This is a genomic window from Streptomyces carminius (assembly GCF_002794255.1).
Lineage (GTDB): Bacteria > Actinomycetota > Actinomycetes > Streptomycetales > Streptomycetaceae > Streptomyces > Streptomyces carminius.
The window spans coordinates 86,142-102,525 of record NZ_PGGW01000066.1 but is presented as its reverse complement, the minus strand read 5'-3'; the positions used below and the strand labels follow the sequence as shown (position 1 = coordinate 102,525).

The following is a 16,384-nucleotide window of genomic DNA, read 5'->3' as shown; positions in this document are numbered from 1 at the left end:
GGCTCCCCCGGTGGGTGCCCCAGCCTCGAAGGCCGAGGTACCCACGGAGGAGAGCCCCGATGAACACCACACAGGACGGACGCCCCATCGCCCCCGGACGGGCCGACGAGCGCGCCACGCTGGAGGGCCTGCTGGAGTTCTACCGCGCGACCCTGGCACGGAAGTGCTCGGGGCTCGACGACGCGCAGGTGCGCACGGCCTCGGTGCCGCCGTCGTCGATGACGCCGCTGGGCCTGGTCCAGCATGTGGCGCAGGTCGAACGCAACTGGTTCCAGGTGATATTCGCCGGCCTGGACGTGCCGCTGGTCTACGAGGACACGGGCACGGACGGCTTCGGCCTCGTCCCCGGGCGCGGAATGGACGAGGCGCTGGCCGTCTGGCGTGCGGAGGTCGAGCGGGGCCGCGAACTGACCGCCGGCCGCTCGCTGGACGACATCACGACGCTGACGGAGCGGTCGGCCGGGTTCCTCGGCTTCCGCGAGGTCTCGCTGCGCTGGATACTGACCTACCTGACCGGGGAGTACGCCCGCCACTGCGGCCACGCGGACCTGCTCCGGGAGCGCATCGACGGCGCCACCGGCCCCTGAGACACCTGTGAGCCACCCGTGAGGCACCGGCACACAGCGGCGCCCCGGGCCAGGTCACCGGCTCCCGGCGGCTCCGGTCACCAGGTGTCGACGGACGGCGCGCCGGGTTCGTGCCGCCGCCAGGCCTCGTTGAGGCGTGTGAGCCGGTCCGCGGCGGCGACGCCGTGCAGGGACGCGACCTTTCCGCCGTCGACCTCGAACACCACGACGCCCACGATCCGGCCGCCGACCACGGCGAGGGCGGCCGGGGAGCCGTTGACCAGCCCGATGTGCATCGCGGGCGAGCCGCCGGCCAGCCGCCGCTTCGCCGGGGTGATCCTGAAACCGGCCCGCACGAGGGAGGCCACCCGTTCGGGTGTCGTGTACCGCAGCAGCCGCCTGCTCAGTCCGGCGCCGTCCGAGACCGCGGTCACGTCGTCGGTGAGCAGCGCCACCAGCCGTTCGGTGCGCCCCGAGGTGGCGGCGGCGAGGAACTCCTCGACGACCCGGCGCGCGGACGCGGGGTCGCCGCCCGGGTCGCCGCCGCGGCGCCGGGCGGCGACCCGGGCGCGGGCCCGGTGGGCGTGCTGCTGGCTCGCCGACTCGGTGATGCCCAGCATCCCGGCGATCTCGGCGTGGCGGTACGAGAAGGCCTCACGCAGCACGTAGACGGCCCGCTCGACCGGCGAGAGGCGCTCCAGGAGGGTCAGCACGGCCAGCGACACCGACTCGCGCTGCTCGACGGTGTCGGCCGGGCCGAGCATCGGATCGCCCTCCAGGAGCGGCTCGGGCAGCCAGGCGCCGGCCGCCCGCTCGTGGCGCGCCTGCGCGGAGCGGAGCCGGTCGAGGCAGAGATTGGTGACGACCTTGGTCAGCCACGCCTCCGGCACCTCGATCCGCTCGCGGTCCGCGGCCTGCCAGCGCAGGAACGCGTCCTGCACGGCGTCCTCGGCGTCGGCGGCCGAACCGAGCAGACGGTACGCGAGGGAGGTCAGCCGGCCCCGGCCGGCCTCGAACCGATCGACGGCTGCGCTGTCCACGCGGGGCAGCCTAGGCGGCGGTCCGCGCACCGGCCGCCGTACCGGCCCGGTCCGGTGCGGCGGCCAGGCGGCGCCTGCGTGTCGGCATGCCGAAGGTCGGGTGGGCGGTGCCCCATCCGGCCCCCTTGAGCACGCCCGCCTTGAACCGCGCGGCGGTACGGCCGCCCAGGTACCAGGACCTCGCCCGGCCGTCCCCGTCCACCGTCTGGAAGATCGCGTCCCGCCGTCCGAGGCTGATGTGGTTGCCGTAGTACTTCAGCTCAGTGGCCGGGACCTCCCGGCCCGTCAGGCGCGCGATGATCGCGGCGGTCGCCTGCATGTTGGTGAAGCCCGCCGAGGCGCAGGACATCGGCAGCGGCCGGCCGTTCTCGCCGATCGCGTGGACGCAGTCACCGGCGGCGTAGACGTCCGGGTGCGAGACCGAGCGCATGGTGCGGTCGACGACCACCTGACCGGTCCCGGTGACCTCCAGACCACTGGCGGCCGCGACGGGCGACACCGCGAACCCGGCCGCCCACACGGTCACCTCGGCCGGGACGGACCTGCCGTCGGCGGCGATCGCCCGGTCCGGCTCGACGGCTTCGATGCCGGTGTGCTCGTGGACGGCGACACCGAGCCGGTCGAAGGCCCGGCGCAGGTGGCGTTGGGCTCCCGGGGAGAGCCAGGCGCCCGGCCCCCCGCGGGCGGCGAGCGCGACCGAGAGATCGGGCCGGGACTCGGCGAGCTCGGTGGCGGTCTCGATGCCGGTCAGCCCCTCGCCGACGACCAGCACGGTGCCGCCCGCGCCCAGCGCGGCCAGGCGCTCGCGCAGCCGCAGCGCCGAGGACCGGCCGGTCACGTCGAAGGCGTGCTCGGCCGCGCCGGGGACGCCGTGGTGGGCGACGGAGCTGCCGAGCGTGTGGAGGAGCGTGTCGTACGCGAGCTCCCCGTCGCCGTCCTCGCCGGTCATGGCGACGGTCCTGCGCTCGGGGTCCACACCGGTGACGCGCGCCAGGCGCAGCCGCACCCCGGTACCCGCGAAGATGTCGGCGAGCCCGCGGAACGCGAGGTCCCGGCCGGCCGCGAGCTGGTGGAGCCGCATCCGCTCGACGAACTCGGGCACGGCGTTGACGAGGGTGATCTCGGTGTCGGCGGGAGAGAGTCGGCGGGCCAGGCTGCCGGCGGCGAAGGCTCCGGCGTACCCGGCGCCGAGTACGACGATGCGGTGCTTCATGGCGTTGCTCCTGTCTCGTTCGCGTACCCCCTGAACGGGACGGCGCCCCGATTGCTGACAGGAGCCGGATGTGACGCGGGTCACGGGCCCCGAGGCGCCCGCGCGGTGCCGCGCTCACACCGGGCGGAGGGGCGGCCGCGCCGCCACCTCGGCCCACACCGTCTTCCCGGCCGGCTCGCACGGCGCCACGCCCCAGCAGTCGGCCAGGACGTCCACCAGGAACAGACCGCGCCCCGACTCCTCCTCGCCGGACGGCAGGGCCGGAACGGCGGGTGGCCACAGCGGCGAGTCGTCCGACACCTCGACCCGCAGCAGTCCCGCCCCCGCCTCGTGCACCAGCCGCAGCCGGAACTCCCGGCCGGGCGCGGCACCGGAGCCGGAACCGCCGCCGTGCCGTACCGCGTTGGCGGCCAGCTCCCCCACCAGCAGCGAGACGGTGCACGAGACGTCCGACTCCGGCGGGTGGCCCCACTCCCCCAGGCGCCGCACCGCCACCCGGCGCGCGAGCCGCGCGCCCTTGGGCGAGGCGGTGAAGTCCATCGCGAACACCGGCGGCCCATAGTCGGCGGCGGACGGTTCGGGGGTGGCGGGGGGCGTGTTGGCGGTCCTCGGCACGGCGGGGCTTCCTCACATGTCCGTTCGATCCGCAGCGTGTGCGGATCACTACGTTCTGTACCCAAGAGTCCGCTGTCCGGCCTACGCTGCGGAAGGTGACGGGGCATTACCCTCCGGCCGTTAAGAAGGGGAGTTGAGTTGTGGCCAAGGAATTCGATCCCGGCTCGTCCATGGCGGCGCTGTTCGGCTCACGGGTGCGCAGACTCCGCGACGCCGCCGGGCTGACCCAGGCGGAACTGGGCGAGAAGGCGTACGTGGTCGGCAGCCGCATCGCCCAGATCGAGCGGGCCTGCGGCGCCAGACCGACCCTGGACCTGGCCCGCCGCCTGGACGAGGCGCTGCGCGCCGACAGTCTGCTGGTCGACCTGTGGCCGTACGTCTACCGCGAGACGTTCCCCGACTGGTCGCGGGCGTTCATGTCCCACGCGGCGAAGGCGGTCGCCATCAAGGAGTACGCGGCACACGTGGTGCCGGGTCTGCTCCAGACCGAGGACTACGCCCGGGCCGTGCTGAGCCTGGATGTGATGCTTAAGGGCAAGGCGCAGTTGGAGGAGCGGGTCAGCGCCCGGCTGGACCGGCAGATGCGGCTCCACTCGCCCGACCGCCCCGGGCTGTGGATCATCCTGGACGAGGCGGTGCTGCGGCGGCCCGTCGGCGGCCCGGCCGTCATGCGTGAGCAGTTGACCCGACTGCTGGAGGTCACCACCGAACCCCACATCACGGTACAGATCCTGCCGTTCGAGGAGGGCGGGCACGAGGCGATGGGCGGCTCCCTGACGGTACTTGAGCTGCCGGACGGCTCGGAGGCCGTCTACAAGGAAGGCGCGGACTTCGGCCAGCTCGTCGAGGAACCGGCGGATGTCAGGCGCTACTCGGAGATCTACGATCGGCTGCGGGCGGCAGCGCTGCCCCCGCTCATGTCGCTCGACATGATCCGGTCCGCGATGGAGGGCTACCACCGTGATTCGAGCACCCCGTCCCGAACTCAGCGGCGCCGTCTGGCGCAGAAGCAGCTACAGCAACCAGGCGGGCGGCGACTGCGTGGAGGTGGCCGACGGCTCCCCCACCCACATCCCCGTCCGCGACAGCAAAACCCCTGACGGCCCCGTCCTCGCCTTCCCGGCCACCTCCTGGGCCGCCTTCATAGGCGAGCTGAAGACCGCTCACCGCGCCTGATCCCGCCGGGTCCTCGCTCACGAGGGCCCGGCGTTCCGCATGTCCGGCTCCTATCGGAGGGCGATCACCATGCCTCGAATCTCCCGTCCCGAACTCGGCGGCGCCGTCTGGCGCAGAAGCAGCCACAGCAACCAGGCGGGCGGAAACTGCGTGGAGGTGGCCGACGGCTCCCCCACCCACATCCCCGTCCGCGACAGCAAAACCCCTGACGGCCCCGTCCTCGCCTTCCCGGCCACCTCCTGGGCCGCCTTCACGGCCGAACTGAAGGCCGGTCACCGCATCTGAGCGCGCCGGGCACCGGCGCGTATCGGTGCTCCGGCCCCGCCGGTCCCCCATCCGCGAGGGACCGGCGGGCCACGAACTCCCCCAAAGAACCTGAGGGAAAGAACCACCCACCCACCCTCCCCCGCACCGCCTGACGACCCGTCACCCGTGCGGGTGACCGGGTTGCGGGCGGGAGTCACGGGCGGTTACGTTCACCGAACCAAGCGTAAAAAAGTACGGCCCCCGGCCGGGACCGCGAATCCCGAACGAGGGCCTCACCAATCAGGAAGAAGAGACCTTCCCTCATGGCTGACGCGCAGTTTAGCGCGCTCTCGCGCGCCCGTACCGGAATCCCGATCGCCGGGGTGATTCACATTTCCACGCGGCAGAACGCCGACTTCACCGTCCTCGCCAACGCCCTCGCCCAGCGCCCCGGCAGCGCGATCACCCTCGGTGTCGCGGCCTACATCGCCTCCCTGCCCGACGGGGCTCCCGTGAGCATCTCCGCCCTGTGCGAGCACTTCTCCGAGGGCGAGATCCTCATCTCCCGCGCCCTGCGCGAACTGGAGGAGGCGGGCTATCTGGAGCGCCGCCGCGAGCGCGGGCCGGACGGCCGCATCCGCACCCGGACTTTCTTCTACGACGTGCCGCCCGGCAAGGGCGCCGGGCCCGCGCCCGATCCCGGCCCAGGCCCCGACCCGGACCCGGACCCGGAGCCCGACCCGCCGGCACCGCGCCGACGCCGCCGTCAGCGCTCCCGGCCGCAGGCGGCGCCGAAGCAGAGCACCACGGCGCCCCGCCCCGCACCGGCGGCCGCCCCGGAGGGACCGGCCGTACCGCCTCCCCCGTCGCCGCCCTCCGCCTCCCTCTCCGAGGCCGACCCGCGCGCGGTCGCCGTCCTCGCCGCGCTGCGCGGCGTCGACGCCCGGCTGGTCCTCTCCGGGACCGAGACCGCCCGGCTCGCCCCGGCCGTCACCCGCTGGCTCGCGGCGGGCGTCACCCCGGCCCACCTCACCGAGTTGCTGACCACCGCGCTCCCCGTCCGTCTGGTGGCCCGCCCGGCCCGCATCCTGGCCTTCCGCCTCAGCGAGACGCCCCCGCCCACGCCCGTCCCGGTCCCGACCCCTGCGAAGCCGGTCGTCCTGCCCTTCCAGACCTGCGACGGCTGCGACCGCGCCTTCCGCGCGGCGGCCCCCGGCCTCTGCCGCGACTGCCGCACCGAGCACGCCGAGCACGCCGAGGGCACGGCACCGGAGACGCTGCGTGCGGCCTGCTGAGCAGCGCGGCGGAAAGTCGATGATGGTCGACAGATTCGCGGCCGGGCTGCTGACTCCTGCGGAGACCTCCTCCCACCTCCAGATTTCCTCGTCCACCCTTGCCTCCTGGCTCAGGGACAAGGCTGCCGGAGCTCCTCTGGTGCACCAGGTGGAACCGGCACGGAAGGGACAGCCCTCGGTCCCGTTCGTCGCCGTGGCCGAGGCCCACGTCCTGCGGTCGCTGCGCTCCCTCGGACTGCGGATGAGCGAGATCAGGGAGGCCGCAGCAGCCGTGCGAGAGGCTTTCGGCACCCCCCACGGCCTGGTGTCCAAACGGATCGCGACGGATGGTGTGGACATCTTCGTCGAGCATGGCTTCGGCGATCTGCGCCGGATCCGGGACGGGCAGGCCCTCATCCACGAGGTCGTCTCCGACCACCTGCGCCATCTGTCCTGGGAGGCGGACGACGACTTCCCCACCAGCCTGCGACTGCGGCAGTACCCGGACTCGATTCCCGTGGTGATCGACCCCAGGTTCGGCCACGGCCTGCCCGTCGTGGCCGCCAACCGCGTCGCGGTCAAGGCCATCACCGACCTGTGGGAGGCCGGGGAGTCCGTCGAGGACATCGCTTATGACTTCGGCATGACCCCCGAACAGGTCGATGCCCTGTGTCGTGCCGCGGTGCGCCTTGCGGCCTGAGTTCTTCCTCGACCGCAATCCCGGGCGCCGCGTCGCCGAGGAACTGAGGGTGCGGGGATGGACGGTCCACCGCATCAACGACGTCTTTCCGGTGGACGCACAGGACATTCCCGACGAGGAGTGGATCGCTTACGGACTCGACCGGTCCTGGGTACCCCTGTCGAAGGACGGCCGGATCAAGACACGGGACTTGGAGATCCGTCCTGTTCTGGAGCGGGACGCAGTCCTCTTCTACCTCGACAACCAGCAGCTCCGCAGCATCGAAATGGTCGAACGGTTCGACACACCGTGCCGCCATTCACCGGGCCGTCGACAAGGGTGGGCCGGCCGCCTATGCCGTGCGGCGCGACCGCATTGAACGCACCTGGCCCTGACAAACCCGTCCGGCCTCCGAGCAGGCGTGAGCGCCACACCGCAGGCCGGTAGCAGAGCCGGGAGCTCGCGGAAGCATTGCGGTGCACGGCAAGCGGGGTCGCCGACCGCGCCCGCCCGATCCGGTCTCCCGATACAACGACCCCCATCGATGCCATCTGTTACGACAGCTATCATCGTCCTATGACGATGAATGACACGGAGGCCGGTCCCACGGCCTCCACCTCCTGCGGAGCGCCGTCGGCGGCGGTCGCCCTGTTCCGTTCGCTGGGCGACCCGGCCCGGCTGGCGATCCTGCGGCGCCTCGCCGAGGGGGAGGCGCGGGTGACGGACCTGGTCGCCTGTGTGGGGCTGGCGCAGTCCACGGTCTCGGCGCACCTGTCCTGCCTGCGCGACTGCGGACTGGTCACCTCCCGCCCCGTCGGCCGGGCCTCGCTGTACTCGCTGGCCCGTCCCGAGCTGCTGGACCTGCTGGCCGCCGCCGAGCAACTGCTCGCCGCCACCGGCGAGGCCGTCGACCTGTGCCCCGCCTACGGCACCCGCGCCACCACTCCCGAGGAGTCCGCCCGATGAGCACGACGCCCGCCACCGGCACCACGCCGGACGTGACCGGTCCGGCGGCGCACCGCGCGGTGCGCTACGCGAAGTTCACCATCGGCTACAACCTCGTCGAGGGCGTCGTCGCCGTCTCCGCCGGTGCCGTCGCCGGGGCGGTCTCCCTGATCGGCTTCGGCATCGACTCCGGCATCGAGGTCGCCGCCGCCACCGTGGTCCTGGTGCGGCTGCTCGCGGAGATCAAGGGCGGTGAACCGGACGAGGCCAAGGAACGCAAGGCCCTGAAGTTCATCGCGCTCACCTTCTTCGCGCTCGCCGCCTATGTCACCGTCGAGGGCGTCCGCAGCCTCGTGGTCGGCGAGAAGCCCGACACCTCACCCGTGGGCATCGCCCTGACCGGCGTGTCGATCGTGGTCATGCCGTGGCTGGCCATGGTCAAGCGCAGGGCCGGACGCGAGATGAACTCCCGTCTGGTCGTCGCCGACGCGTCCGAGACCAGACTGTGCGCCTGGCTGTCGGTGTCCACCTTCGCCGGACTGCTCGCCTTCGCCGCCTTCGGCTGGACCTGGATCGACCCGGTCGCCGGATTCGTCATCGCCGCCTTCGCGGTCATGGAGGGCCGGGAGGCGTGGGAGGGCGAACTCGTCTGCGACGACGGCTGCGAGGACGGCGAGGAGCCCGCCGCGAGCGGCACGGCGTCGTCGTGCCCGGACGGCTGCGACTGACCGCCCCCGCCGCGACCGCGCCCCCGCCGCCCCGGAGCGGGCGTCGAATAATCCCGTGCCGTGCCGTCGGTTCGGGTGCAGACTCGCCCCATGGCGGAGATGCGGGCGTTCCGGGACGCGGTCGGCGGCTGGGCGGCCGGCGGTCCCGGCGGGCCGGCGAGTGAGCTGGCCGCGCGACTGGGGGTGCGGACGGCGGTGCTGCTGGAGGGGTTGAGCGACCTCGCGGCCGTCGAGGCACTGGCCGCCCGGCACGGCCGGGACCTGGCCGCCGAGGGTATGTGCGTCATGTCCATGGGTGGGGCGATGAACGTCGGCCGCTACGCCGCCCTCCTCGGGCCGCCCGGTCTCGGGCTGGGCCTGGCCGGGCTGTGCGACGAGCGCGAGCGGCGCTTCTACGACCGCGGCCTGGAGCGGGCACGGGCACCACGCCGGGGCTTCTTCGTGTGCGTGGCGGACCTGGAGGACGAGCTCATCCGCGCGCTGGGCACGTCGAGGGTCGAGGAGATCGTCCGGGCCGGGGACGACGGCCGCGCCTGGCAGACCTTCCTGTGCCAGCCCGCACAGCACGGCCGGTCCCGGCAGCGGCAGTTGCGGCGCTTCCTCGGGACGAAGAAGGGCCGCAAGATCCGCTACGGCCGCCTCCTCGTCGACGCCCTCGGCCCCGGACAGGCACCGGCCCCGCTCGACGACCTCCTCGCGAGCCTGTGAGGTGGCGGGTGGGGAGGACTTCCGTGACGGCGGTGGCCGAACGCGGGTCGCCGGCGAGCCGGCCGGAGAGCGGCCCGGACAGGCTCCCGCGACAACCCGGACGAAGACCTTCTTGCCGGTGGACTGCCCTGCCCGATCGGCGGGCTGGGCAGCGGGCCGGCGGATCGGAGACACCGAAGGATGACTTCTCACCTCCACGCACTCTGTTTCGACGCGAACGACCCGCCCCTTCTCGCGCACTTCTGGGGCGGCCTCCTGGGCCGGGAGCCGACCGGCGACCCCTATGACGGCATCGTGCTTCCGCCTGGCGACGACACCGGGCTCCGGATCCGTTTTCTTCCGGCCCGGGAGCGGAAAACCGGCCAGAACCGGATGCACTTCGATCTGACGAGCACGTCACTGGAAGACCAGCAGGAGACGGTGGCGAGAGCGCTCGGACTCGGCGCCCGGCACATCGACATCGGTCAGCGCCCGGAGGAGGACCATGTGGTGCTCGCCGACCCCGAGGGCAACGAGTTCTGCGTCATCGAGCCGGGCAACGACTTCCTCGCCGGGTGCGGATTCATCGGAGCGCTCGCGTGCGACGGTACGCAGGAGGTCGGGTACTTCTGGAGCCGGGCGCTGGGCTGGCCGCTGGTCTGGGACCAGGACCAGGAGACCGCGATCCGCTCGCCGCGCGGCGGCCCGAAGATCACCTGGGGCGGTCCGCCGCTGATGCCGAGGACCGGGAGGGAGCGGCTGCGCTTCGATCTCGCTCTCCCCGCCCACGGTGATCTGCGCGCGGAGACCGACCGTCTCGTCTCCCTCGGGGCGACCCGGATCGACACCGGCCAGGACGAGGCCGCCTGGACGATGATGGCCGATCCCGACGGCAACGAATTCCGTGTCCTGACCTCCCGGTGACACGGCCGGTCCGGATGCGGCCGCCCGGTGCCGGGGGGATTCTTCAAGTGGGCGGAGCTCAGCGCTCCGGGTCCGCCGGGAGGTTCGCGGTGCTTGGATGGCGGGATGGAGATCCTGGTTCTGGGCGGAACGGCGTGGGTGGGCCGGGAGCTGTCCCGGCAGGCGGTCGAGCGCGGCCACCGGGTGACGTGCCTGGCGCGCGGTGAGAGCGGTGCGGTCGCGGACAAAGCGGTGCTGGTGGCCGGTGACCGGCGCGGTCCCTCGGCGTACGCACCGCTGCTCGGCCGCGGCTGGGACGCGGTCTTCGAGGTGTCCTGGCAGCCGGACTTCGTCCGCGGGGCCCTCCGCGCGCTGGGCGGAGAGGCCGGGCACTGGACCTACGTCTCCTCCGCCAGCGTCTACGCCTCCCGCGCCACGCCGGGTGCGGACGAGTCCGCAGCCCTCCTCGCCCCGACCGACCGCGGTGAGGCCGACCGCTCGGTGTACGGCGAGGCGAAGGTCGCCTGCGAGCAGGCGTCGGCGGCCGTCGTGGGCGACCGCCTCCTCACCGCGCGCGCCGGTCTCATCGGCGGGCCGGGCGATCACACCGGGCGCTCCGGCTACTGGGTGGCCCGTGCCGCGCGTGATCCGCGGGGGCCGATGCTGGTTCCCGGCACACCGGCGGCACCGACCCAGGTGGTCGATGTGCGCGACCTGTCCGCCTGGCTGCTGGACGCCGCGGAGCGGGGGCTCACTGGCACGTACGACGCCGTCGGTCCGGTCGTCCCGTTCGGGGAGTGGATCGAACTGTCCCGTGCCGTCGGCGGGCACACCGGCCCGGTGGTCACCGCCGACTCGGCATGGCTGCTCGCCCACGGCGTGGCCGAGTACATGGGGCCGGAGTCACTGCCGATGTGGCTGGTCGAGCCGGGCTGGGAGGGGTTCTCGGCCCGGAGCGGGTCGGCGGCGCGCGCCGCCGGGCTCCGGCACCGGCCCCGGGCGGACCTGCTCGCCGACACGCTGCGCTGGGAGCGCGGGCAGGGCCTGGACCGGGCGAGGCGTGCCGGCCTCAGCGCCCGGCGCGAGCGGGAACTGCTCGACGCCCTGGGCTGACGGCCGGGGCGCGTGTCCGGTGCCGGATTCGTCCCGGCCCGGGTCAGCCGTCGCCGTCCGGGTCGTGTTCCGGCTGTCCGGCGGTGTGCCGGGCGGGCTGTACGGCGGTCCCGGTGTCGGCCGGGCCCGGGGAGCCGTCCGCCGGGGCGGGCCCCACCTCGGGGAGCGGAGCGGCCATCACCTGTGCCGCGGTGGCCTCGGCCTCCCGCTCGAACCGGTCGTCCGGATCGCTCACCCGCACCCCGTCGGGTCCGACCGTGCCGTCCACCGGGCCCGAGCTCTGCTGGATCACATGGGCGAGCTCGTGCGCGAGCGTGTGGTCGTCGATGTCCTTCCGGCTGACGGCGATGTCGTTGCCGGAGGTCCAGGCACTGGCCCTCAGCTCGGCCGTGGAGCGCTGGGCCACCGCGTCGGTGTGGATCCTGACCGCGGAGAAGTCGGCTCCCAGTCTGGTCTCCATCTCCGCGCGCTTGGCGGGTTCGAGGGGAGCGCCGGGCGAGCGCAGCACCTCCTCGACCGTGGAGCGCTGTACCGGCGGCTGGTGGCCGCACTCCGCGCCGTGCCGGTGTTCCTGGTGTCCCTGACCCTGTTCCTGTTCCTGTTCGGCCAGCAGTTGGACCACCGCGGCGTTGCCGGCCGCGCGTTGCAGCGCGGTCAGTGCGGCAGGGGACCGCGGGTGGGGTGTCGCGGCTTCGGGCGCGTCCTGCCGGGAGGCCTGGTGCGGCCGGGACGAGGGTGCTCGGTCCCGGTGCGGGCCCGGTGCCTCGGACTTCTCCTCGAATCGCATGCGAGCAACCCTCCGCTCGGTGCCGCCGTCGCCCGGGGATGCGCACCGGGGCACTCGGGCCCACAGTGTCACCCGGCGGGTGGGCGCCTGTCGCTCCCCGAACGGGCAGCATTTGTACTCGCCTTGACGGGTCTGTTCGGCGCGGGCCGGCGGAGTGCCGTACCGCCGCGCGCCGCACTCCTCAGGACCGCACCTGGATCAGCGCGTGGGTGCCGCCGGTGCGCCACCGGTGGCCGTGCTCGGCGGTGAGCGCGGCCTCCGTCCGCGCGCCGAGGCCGACGGCCACGTCGGACTTCAGGGTGCGCAGGGCGGCCACCGGTCCGGGGAAGTACGCCGTCCGCCCGGTGAAGGGGGTGGTCGCGGACCAGTGCCGGTCGCCCACCAGGCGGCGGTAGTTCAGGTCGCCCTTGACCACCGTCACGGTGGCCCGCCCGAATTCCTCGCGCAGGTCGCCGGGCAGGTCGGCGTACGGCAACGGGGCGCAGAAGAAGGGGTGGGTGCGGACGTCGAGCAGGCCGTGCCCCATCGCCTCCCACAGCCGTTCGCCGGCCGCCCCCGCGGCGCCGCCGGCCTCCCGTAGGCGGCGCAGGGCGTCGACCACGTCGGCGGTGGTGGCGTCGGAGACGTAGTACGGGTACGGCTTGACGTACAGCACGACGTGTCCGGCGTGCCGGTGGCGCAGCAGGTGGTCGATCAGGAGGAGATCGGCGAGGAGCTCGCGTCCGGCGTTGTCCGCGATCAAGTGGACGGTGCCGGGTCCCCCGGCGGGCAGCAGCGACCACAGCGCCGCCGAGTCGTCCGCGACCAGCGGGGCGCCGGGGTGTCCGGGCCCGTCCGCCGCCCCGCCGTTGCCCGCGTCCAGGCGGAAGCCGAGGTCCGCGCGGTTGCCCCAGAGGCTGCCGTGGAGCAGCGCCCGGCCCCGCTCCTCGGCGGGGAGCGGGGCGAGCCGGTCGGGGGCGGCCAGTTCGGCCGCCGTCTCGTCGGTGCGCAGCTCAGCCAGTTTGAAGGGGCGGAACGGGTCGACGCCCTGCCAGGGGCCCGGTCCGAAGTATCCGACCGCTTCCAGGAGGCGGCGGTAGAAGAAGCTCTCCGCCCACAGGAACGGCACCTCGTACCAGGACCGGCCGGTGTGCTCGTCCAGTCCCCACTCCCGCCAGCGGTCCAGGTCGTGCGCGGCCGGGCCGGGCGGTTCGATCACGCCTTCGGCGCACTCCCGCAACAGCGCGTCGAGCGCCCGGTGCTGTGCCGGGCCGTAGGGGAAGGCGGCGCGGACCTGCCCGATGAGCGCCGGGTGCCGCTCGGCCAGCACGCTCCGGGGGAAGGAGCCGGGCCGGTCACCGGTGATGACGGGGGCGTCAGCGGCGGTCTGGGACATGGTGTGGCGGTCCTCCGGCGGTGGTGCCTGTCGGTCGGGTCCGGGCTCGGGCTCGGGGCTCACCGCACCAGGGTGCCGGAGAGCAGGGAGAGCACCCACCCCGCCCCCGCCCCGAGCACAAGGGTGGCGGCTGCCGCGGCCAGTGCCGTACCGGCCGCCCAGCGCTCCGGCACGGCCGTGGCGGCCGTCTGCCCGTGCCCCTCGTGCCCGTCTCCCCCGTCGTCCTCACCGTCTCCGTTCTCCGCAGGCTCCGGGCGCGGGCCGGGGGCGCCGACGGACAGGGCAGGCGCGATCCAGCGCAGGTAGTAGAAGAGGCTGGCGAGGGTGTTGACGGCGGCGACCACCACGAGCCAGGCCGCTCCGCCGTCCCAGGTGGCGGAGAAGACCGTCAGCTTGCCCGTGAACACCGCCGTGGGCGGGGTGCCCACCAGCCCCAACAGACAGACGGTGAGGGCGGCGGCGAGCCAGGGGCGGTGCCGTCCCAGCCCTCGGTACGCGGCGAGGGTGCGCAGCCGCGGCAGGGCGGCGGCGACGGCGAACACGCCGAGGTTGGTGGCGGCGTAGGCCGCCAGGTACAGCAGCAGGGCGCGCAGGGCGTCGGCGCGTTCCACGACGGCCAGGGCCATCAGCAGATAGCCGACCTGGCTGATCGTGGAGTAGCCCAGCAGCCGCAGCGGATCGGTCTGGGCGAAGGCGGCGAGGTTGCCCAGCGTCATGCTCGCCGCCGCCAGGACGGCGAGCAGCAGCCGCCAGTCGGCGGCCTGCTCGGGCAGGACCGTCAGCACCCGGTACAGGGCGACCAGGGCACCGATCTTGGGGACGGTCGTGAGGAACGCGGCGGCCGGCACCGTCGCCCCTGACGCGGCGTCGGGCACCCAGAAGTGGGCGGGGACCGCGCCCGCCTTGAACAGCGGTCCGGCCAGCAGCGCCACCGTCCCGACCACCAGGGCCGCCCGGGGCGCGCCGTCGAGCCCGTCGGCCAGGGTGGCGTAGTCGGTGGCGCCGCCCAGCCCGTACAGAACGGCGGTGCCCAGCAGCATGGTGATGCCCAGCAGCACGCCGAGCAGGTAGAGCTTCAGCGCCGCCTCGGCGCCGCGCGCGTCGCGGCCCCAGCCCGCCAGCGCGTACAGCGGGATGGAGGCCAGCAGATAGGCGACGGCCAGCAGCAGCAGGTCGGAGGCGCCCGCCAGCAGGACGCTGCCGAGCGAGCCGAGCAGCACCAGCACGCAGAACTCGGTTTCCCGCCGGTCGCCGCGCACCCGCCCGCCGGCCAGCGCCAGGACGGTGAGCGCGGCGGCGGGGACGACGACGCGGACGGCGTCGGTCGCGCCGTCCAGGGCGTAGGTGCCGGCGTAGACGGTGCGGTCCGTGCCGGGGGCGGCGAGCGCGGCGGCGACCAAGGAGCCGACGAGCGCGGCCGCGGCCGCGGCGCGGGCGATCCACTGCCGTCCGCGCGGCAGGAAGGAGCCGGTCAGCAGGGTGACGACGGCACCGAGCAGCAGCAGGATCTCGGGGACGAGGGCGAGGGGGTCCTTGTGCATCACCACTCACCGCGCGACCAGGTCGACGACCGTACGGGCGGCGGGCTCGATCATGTCCAGCAACCAGCGGGGCAGGACGCCGATGAGCAGCGACAGCGCCAGCAGCGGCGCGACGGACAGCAGTTCGGCGGGGCGCAGGTCCGCCTCGACGGGCCGGGGGCCGCGCCGGGGGCCGAGGAGGAGCCGGTGCAGTGCCCGCAGGAACAGCCCGGCGGTGATCAGGATGCCCAGCAGGGCCAGGGCGGTGGCCACCGGTGCGGCGCCCAGGCTGCCGGCGAAGATCTGGAACTCGGCGAGGAAGCCGCTGAAGCCGGGCAGGCCCAGGCTCGCGAAGGCGGCGACGGCAGTCAGCGCGGCGAAGCGGGGCAGGGGTCCGGCCAGTCCGCCCCAGGCGTCCATGTCGTAGCTGCCGCCGCGGTCCATCAGTACACCCGCCAGCAGGAACAGCGCCCCGGTGATCAGCCCGTGGCTGACCATCTGGACGATCGCGCCGGTGACGGCGGTGGCGCGGGCCGCCTCGTCGGTTCCGGCGACCAGCCCGGCGGCTCCGAGAGCGAGCAGTACGTAGCCCATGTGGTTGACGCTGGTGTAGGCGACCATCCGCTTGAAGTCGCGCTGCGCCAGCGCGACCAGCGCGCCGTAGAGGGCGGAGACGACGCCGACGACGACGAAGACCGTCGCGTAGGCGCGCCAGGCGTCCGGCAGGATCGGCAGGGCGATCCGCACGAAGCCGTAGGTGCCCATCTTCAGCAGGATCGCCGCCAGGACGGCCGACCCGGCGGCGGGGGCGTCGGTGTGGGCCGGGGGCAGCCAGGTGTGGAAGGGGAAGACGGGGGTCTTGACCGCCAGGCCGACCGCGATCGCCAGCAGCACCAGCGGGCCCGCCGCGCCGCCGCCCCGGAGCGGTGGGTCGGTGGTCAGTTCGGTGATGTCGAAGGTGTGCGGGTCCGAGGCCGCGTACAGGCCGATGAAGCCCAGTAGCAGCGCGAGGGAACCGACGAAGGTGTAGAGGAAGAACTTCAGCGCCGAGCGGGCGGCCTGCCCGCCGTGCCCCCAGCCGGCGATGATCAGGTACATGCCGACGATGGACAGATCGAAGAAGACGAAGAACAGGATCAGGTCCAGGGCGGCGAACAGTCCCAGACAGGTGGTCTCCAGGAACAGGAAGAGGGCCGCGAAGCGGCGGAGGTCACGCTGTCCGCGCAGCGAGTACACCGCGCAGGCGAGGAAGACGACGGCGGCCAGGGCGAGCAGCGGCAGGGAGAGCCCGTCGACGCCGATGTGGTAGCCCGCGCCCGCGCCGGGGATCCAGGGCCGGTCGGTCTCGTGGCCGATGCCGGGGCCGTCGTACGTCGCCCACAGCCAGGCCACCAGCGCCGTTTCCGCCGCCGACACCGCCACCCACAGCCACCGCGCGGCGGCGTCGGGCAGGCCGCGCCACGCCAGCAGGACGACGGCGGCGGCCAGCGGGAGGAAGACGGTCAGCGAGAGCATGC

General features: G+C 73.8%; 19 protein-coding genes. 12 read left to right on the top strand and 7 right to left on the bottom strand.

Annotated elements, in window-relative coordinates; all coding sequences use genetic code 11:
• Positions 1-59: 59 nt before the first annotated feature.
• On the top strand, positions 60-587 hold the full coding sequence (locus CUT44_RS23655; RefSeq protein WP_100203948.1) for a DinB family protein: 528 nt from the start codon (positions 60-62) through the stop codon (positions 585-587).
• Between the two features lie 77 nt (positions 588-664).
• Here the strand turns inward: CUT44_RS23655 and CUT44_RS23650 are convergent, their stop codons facing one another.
• The 3 genes from CUT44_RS23650 to CUT44_RS23640 form a co-directional block, all read right to left on the bottom strand.
• Positions 665-1,606 (bottom strand): sigma-70 family RNA polymerase sigma factor, encoded by a 942-nt coding sequence (locus tag CUT44_RS23650; RefSeq protein WP_100203947.1) that lies wholly within the window; start codon positions 1,604-1,606, stop codon positions 665-667.
• 10 nt (positions 1,607-1,616) lie between these two features.
• The gene (locus tag CUT44_RS23645; RefSeq protein ID WP_100203946.1) at positions 1,617-2,819 is read right to left on the bottom strand and encodes an NAD(P)/FAD-dependent oxidoreductase; all 1,203 of its coding nucleotides are present in this window, start codon (positions 2,817-2,819) and stop codon (positions 1,617-1,619) included.
• A gap of 114 nt (positions 2,820-2,933) precedes the next feature.
• On the bottom strand, positions 2,934-3,434 hold the full coding sequence (locus tag CUT44_RS23640; protein WP_408646784.1) for an ATP-binding protein: 501 nt from the start codon (positions 3,432-3,434) through the stop codon (positions 2,934-2,936).
• 170 nt (positions 3,435-3,604) lie between these two features.
• On the opposite strand from CUT44_RS23640, the gene CUT44_RS23635 reads away from it, so the two are divergent.
• The 11 genes from CUT44_RS23635 to CUT44_RS23585 all read left to right on the top strand — a co-directional run bounded on the left by CUT44_RS23635 (position 3,605) and on the right by CUT44_RS23585 (position 11,185).
• Positions 3,605-4,534, top strand: coding sequence for a helix-turn-helix domain-containing protein (locus tag CUT44_RS23635; protein WP_100204064.1), 930 nt, complete (start codon positions 3,605-3,607; stop codon positions 4,532-4,534).
• Entirely contained in the window at positions 4,476-4,610 is a 135-nt protein-coding gene (locus CUT44_RS34230; protein ID WP_100203945.1) for a DUF397 domain-containing protein, read from the top strand. The genes CUT44_RS23635 and CUT44_RS34230 overlap by 59 nt, the downstream gene beginning before the upstream one ends.
• Positions 4,611-4,679: 69 nt before the next feature.
• Positions 4,680-4,895 carry a DUF397 domain-containing protein gene (locus tag CUT44_RS23625; protein WP_100203944.1) on the top strand — a complete coding sequence of 72 codons (216 nt, stop codon included), beginning with the start codon at positions 4,680-4,682 and terminating at the stop codon, positions 4,893-4,895.
• A 284-nt stretch (positions 4,896-5,179) separates the two neighbouring features.
• Positions 5,180-6,151 carry a hypothetical protein gene (locus tag CUT44_RS33205; protein ID WP_158239655.1) on the top strand — a complete coding sequence of 324 codons (972 nt, stop codon included), beginning with the start codon at positions 5,180-5,182 and terminating at the stop codon, positions 6,149-6,151.
• Between the two features lie 22 nt (positions 6,152-6,173).
• The gene (locus CUT44_RS23615; protein WP_100204063.1) at positions 6,174-6,830 is read left to right on the top strand and encodes a DUF433 domain-containing protein; all 657 of its coding nucleotides are present in this window, start codon (positions 6,174-6,176) and stop codon (positions 6,828-6,830) included.
• Positions 6,820-7,188, top strand: a complete 369-nt coding sequence (locus CUT44_RS23610) for a PIN-like domain-containing protein (protein ID WP_233221598.1) — start codon at positions 6,820-6,822, stop codon at positions 7,186-7,188. The genes CUT44_RS23615 and CUT44_RS23610 overlap by 11 nt, the downstream gene beginning before the upstream one ends.
• Positions 7,189-7,385: 197 nt before the next feature.
• Positions 7,386-7,775, top strand: coding sequence for an ArsR/SmtB family transcription factor (locus CUT44_RS23605; RefSeq protein WP_100203943.1), 390 nt, complete (start codon positions 7,386-7,388; stop codon positions 7,773-7,775).
• Complete coding sequence (locus tag CUT44_RS23600) at positions 7,772-8,482, top strand: cation diffusion facilitator family transporter (protein WP_100203942.1); 711 nt, start codon at positions 7,772-7,774, stop codon at positions 8,480-8,482. Before CUT44_RS23605 ends, CUT44_RS23600 begins: the two co-directional genes overlap by 4 nt.
• Before the next feature lie 90 nt (positions 8,483-8,572).
• Positions 8,573-9,190: a TOPRIM nucleotidyl transferase/hydrolase domain-containing protein gene (locus CUT44_RS23595; RefSeq protein ID WP_100203941.1), complete on the top strand. Its 618-nt coding sequence runs from the start codon at positions 8,573-8,575 to the stop codon at positions 9,188-9,190.
• A 180-nt stretch (positions 9,191-9,370) separates the two neighbouring features.
• Positions 9,371-10,093, top strand: a complete 723-nt coding sequence (locus CUT44_RS23590; RefSeq protein ID WP_100203940.1) for a VOC family protein — start codon at positions 9,371-9,373, stop codon at positions 10,091-10,093.
• A gap of 105 nt (positions 10,094-10,198) precedes the next feature.
• A complete protein-coding gene (locus CUT44_RS23585) occupies positions 10,199-11,185 on the top strand; it encodes a Rossmann-fold NAD(P)-binding domain-containing protein (protein WP_100203939.1) in 987 nt (328 codons plus the stop codon).
• Positions 11,186-11,228: 43 nt separating this feature from the next.
• Here CUT44_RS23585 and CUT44_RS23580 read toward each other — a convergent pair whose 3' ends face one another.
• From CUT44_RS23580 to CUT44_RS23565, 4 genes are all read right to left on the bottom strand, one after another.
• Positions 11,229-11,972: an eCIS core domain-containing protein gene (locus tag CUT44_RS23580; RefSeq protein ID WP_100203938.1), complete on the bottom strand. Its 744-nt coding sequence runs from the start codon at positions 11,970-11,972 to the stop codon at positions 11,229-11,231.
• 181 nt (positions 11,973-12,153) lie between these two features.
• Complete coding sequence (locus tag CUT44_RS23575; protein WP_100203937.1) at positions 12,154-13,347, bottom strand: damage-control phosphatase ARMT1 family protein; 1,194 nt, start codon at positions 13,345-13,347, stop codon at positions 12,154-12,156.
• 59 nt (positions 13,348-13,406) lie between these two features.
• A complete protein-coding gene (locus tag CUT44_RS23570; protein WP_100203936.1) occupies positions 13,407-14,888 on the bottom strand; it encodes an NADH-quinone oxidoreductase subunit N in 1,482 nt (493 codons plus the stop codon).
• A 6-nt stretch (positions 14,889-14,894) separates the two neighbouring features.
• Complete coding sequence (locus CUT44_RS23565; protein ID WP_100203935.1) at positions 14,895-16,382, bottom strand: complex I subunit 4 family protein; 1,488 nt, start codon at positions 16,380-16,382, stop codon at positions 14,895-14,897.
• Positions 16,383-16,384 lie beyond the last annotated feature (2 nt).

What these genes read in the sequence shown, in the direction of transcription:
- CUT44_RS23605 (WP_100203943.1), top strand. Translation starts at nt 7,386, where the DNA reads ATGACGATGAATGACACGGAGGCCGGTCCCACGGCCTCCACCTCCTGC.
- CUT44_RS23625 (WP_100203944.1), top strand. Translation starts at nt 4,680, where the DNA reads ATGCCTCGAATCTCCCGTCCCGAACTCGGCGGCGCCGTCTGGCGCAGA.
- CUT44_RS33205 (WP_158239655.1), top strand. Translation starts at nt 5,180, where the DNA reads ATGGCTGACGCGCAGTTTAGCGCGCTCTCGCGCGCCCGTACCGGAATC.
- CUT44_RS23655 (WP_100203948.1), top strand. Translation starts at nt 60, where the DNA reads ATGAACACCACACAGGACGGACGCCCCATCGCCCCCGGACGGGCCGAC.
- CUT44_RS23580 (WP_100203938.1), bottom strand. Translation starts at nt 11,972, where the DNA reads ATGCGATTCGAGGAGAAGTCCGAGGCACCGGGCCCGCACCGGGACCGA.
- CUT44_RS23600 (WP_100203942.1), top strand. Translation starts at nt 7,772, where the DNA reads ATGAGCACGACGCCCGCCACCGGCACCACGCCGGACGTGACCGGTCCG.
- CUT44_RS23565 (WP_100203935.1), bottom strand. Translation starts at nt 16,382, where the DNA reads ATGCTCTCGCTGACCGTCTTCCTCCCGCTGGCCGCCGCCGTCGTCCTG.
- CUT44_RS23570 (WP_100203936.1), bottom strand. Translation starts at nt 14,888, where the DNA reads ATGCACAAGGACCCCCTCGCCCTCGTCCCCGAGATCCTGCTGCTGCTC.
- CUT44_RS23590 (WP_100203940.1), top strand. Translation starts at nt 9,371, where the DNA reads ATGACTTCTCACCTCCACGCACTCTGTTTCGACGCGAACGACCCGCCC.
- CUT44_RS23595 (WP_100203941.1), top strand. Translation starts at nt 8,573, where the DNA reads ATGGCGGAGATGCGGGCGTTCCGGGACGCGGTCGGCGGCTGGGCGGCC.
- CUT44_RS23635 (WP_100204064.1), top strand. Translation starts at nt 3,605, where the DNA reads ATGGCGGCGCTGTTCGGCTCACGGGTGCGCAGACTCCGCGACGCCGCC.
- CUT44_RS23645 (WP_100203946.1), bottom strand. Translation starts at nt 2,819, where the DNA reads ATGAAGCACCGCATCGTCGTACTCGGCGCCGGGTACGCCGGAGCCTTC.
- CUT44_RS23585 (WP_100203939.1), top strand. Translation starts at nt 10,199, where the DNA reads ATGGAGATCCTGGTTCTGGGCGGAACGGCGTGGGTGGGCCGGGAGCTG.
- CUT44_RS23615 (WP_100204063.1), top strand. Translation starts at nt 6,174, where the DNA reads ATGGTCGACAGATTCGCGGCCGGGCTGCTGACTCCTGCGGAGACCTCC.
- CUT44_RS23575 (WP_100203937.1), bottom strand. Translation starts at nt 13,347, where the DNA reads ATGTCCCAGACCGCCGCTGACGCCCCCGTCATCACCGGTGACCGGCCC.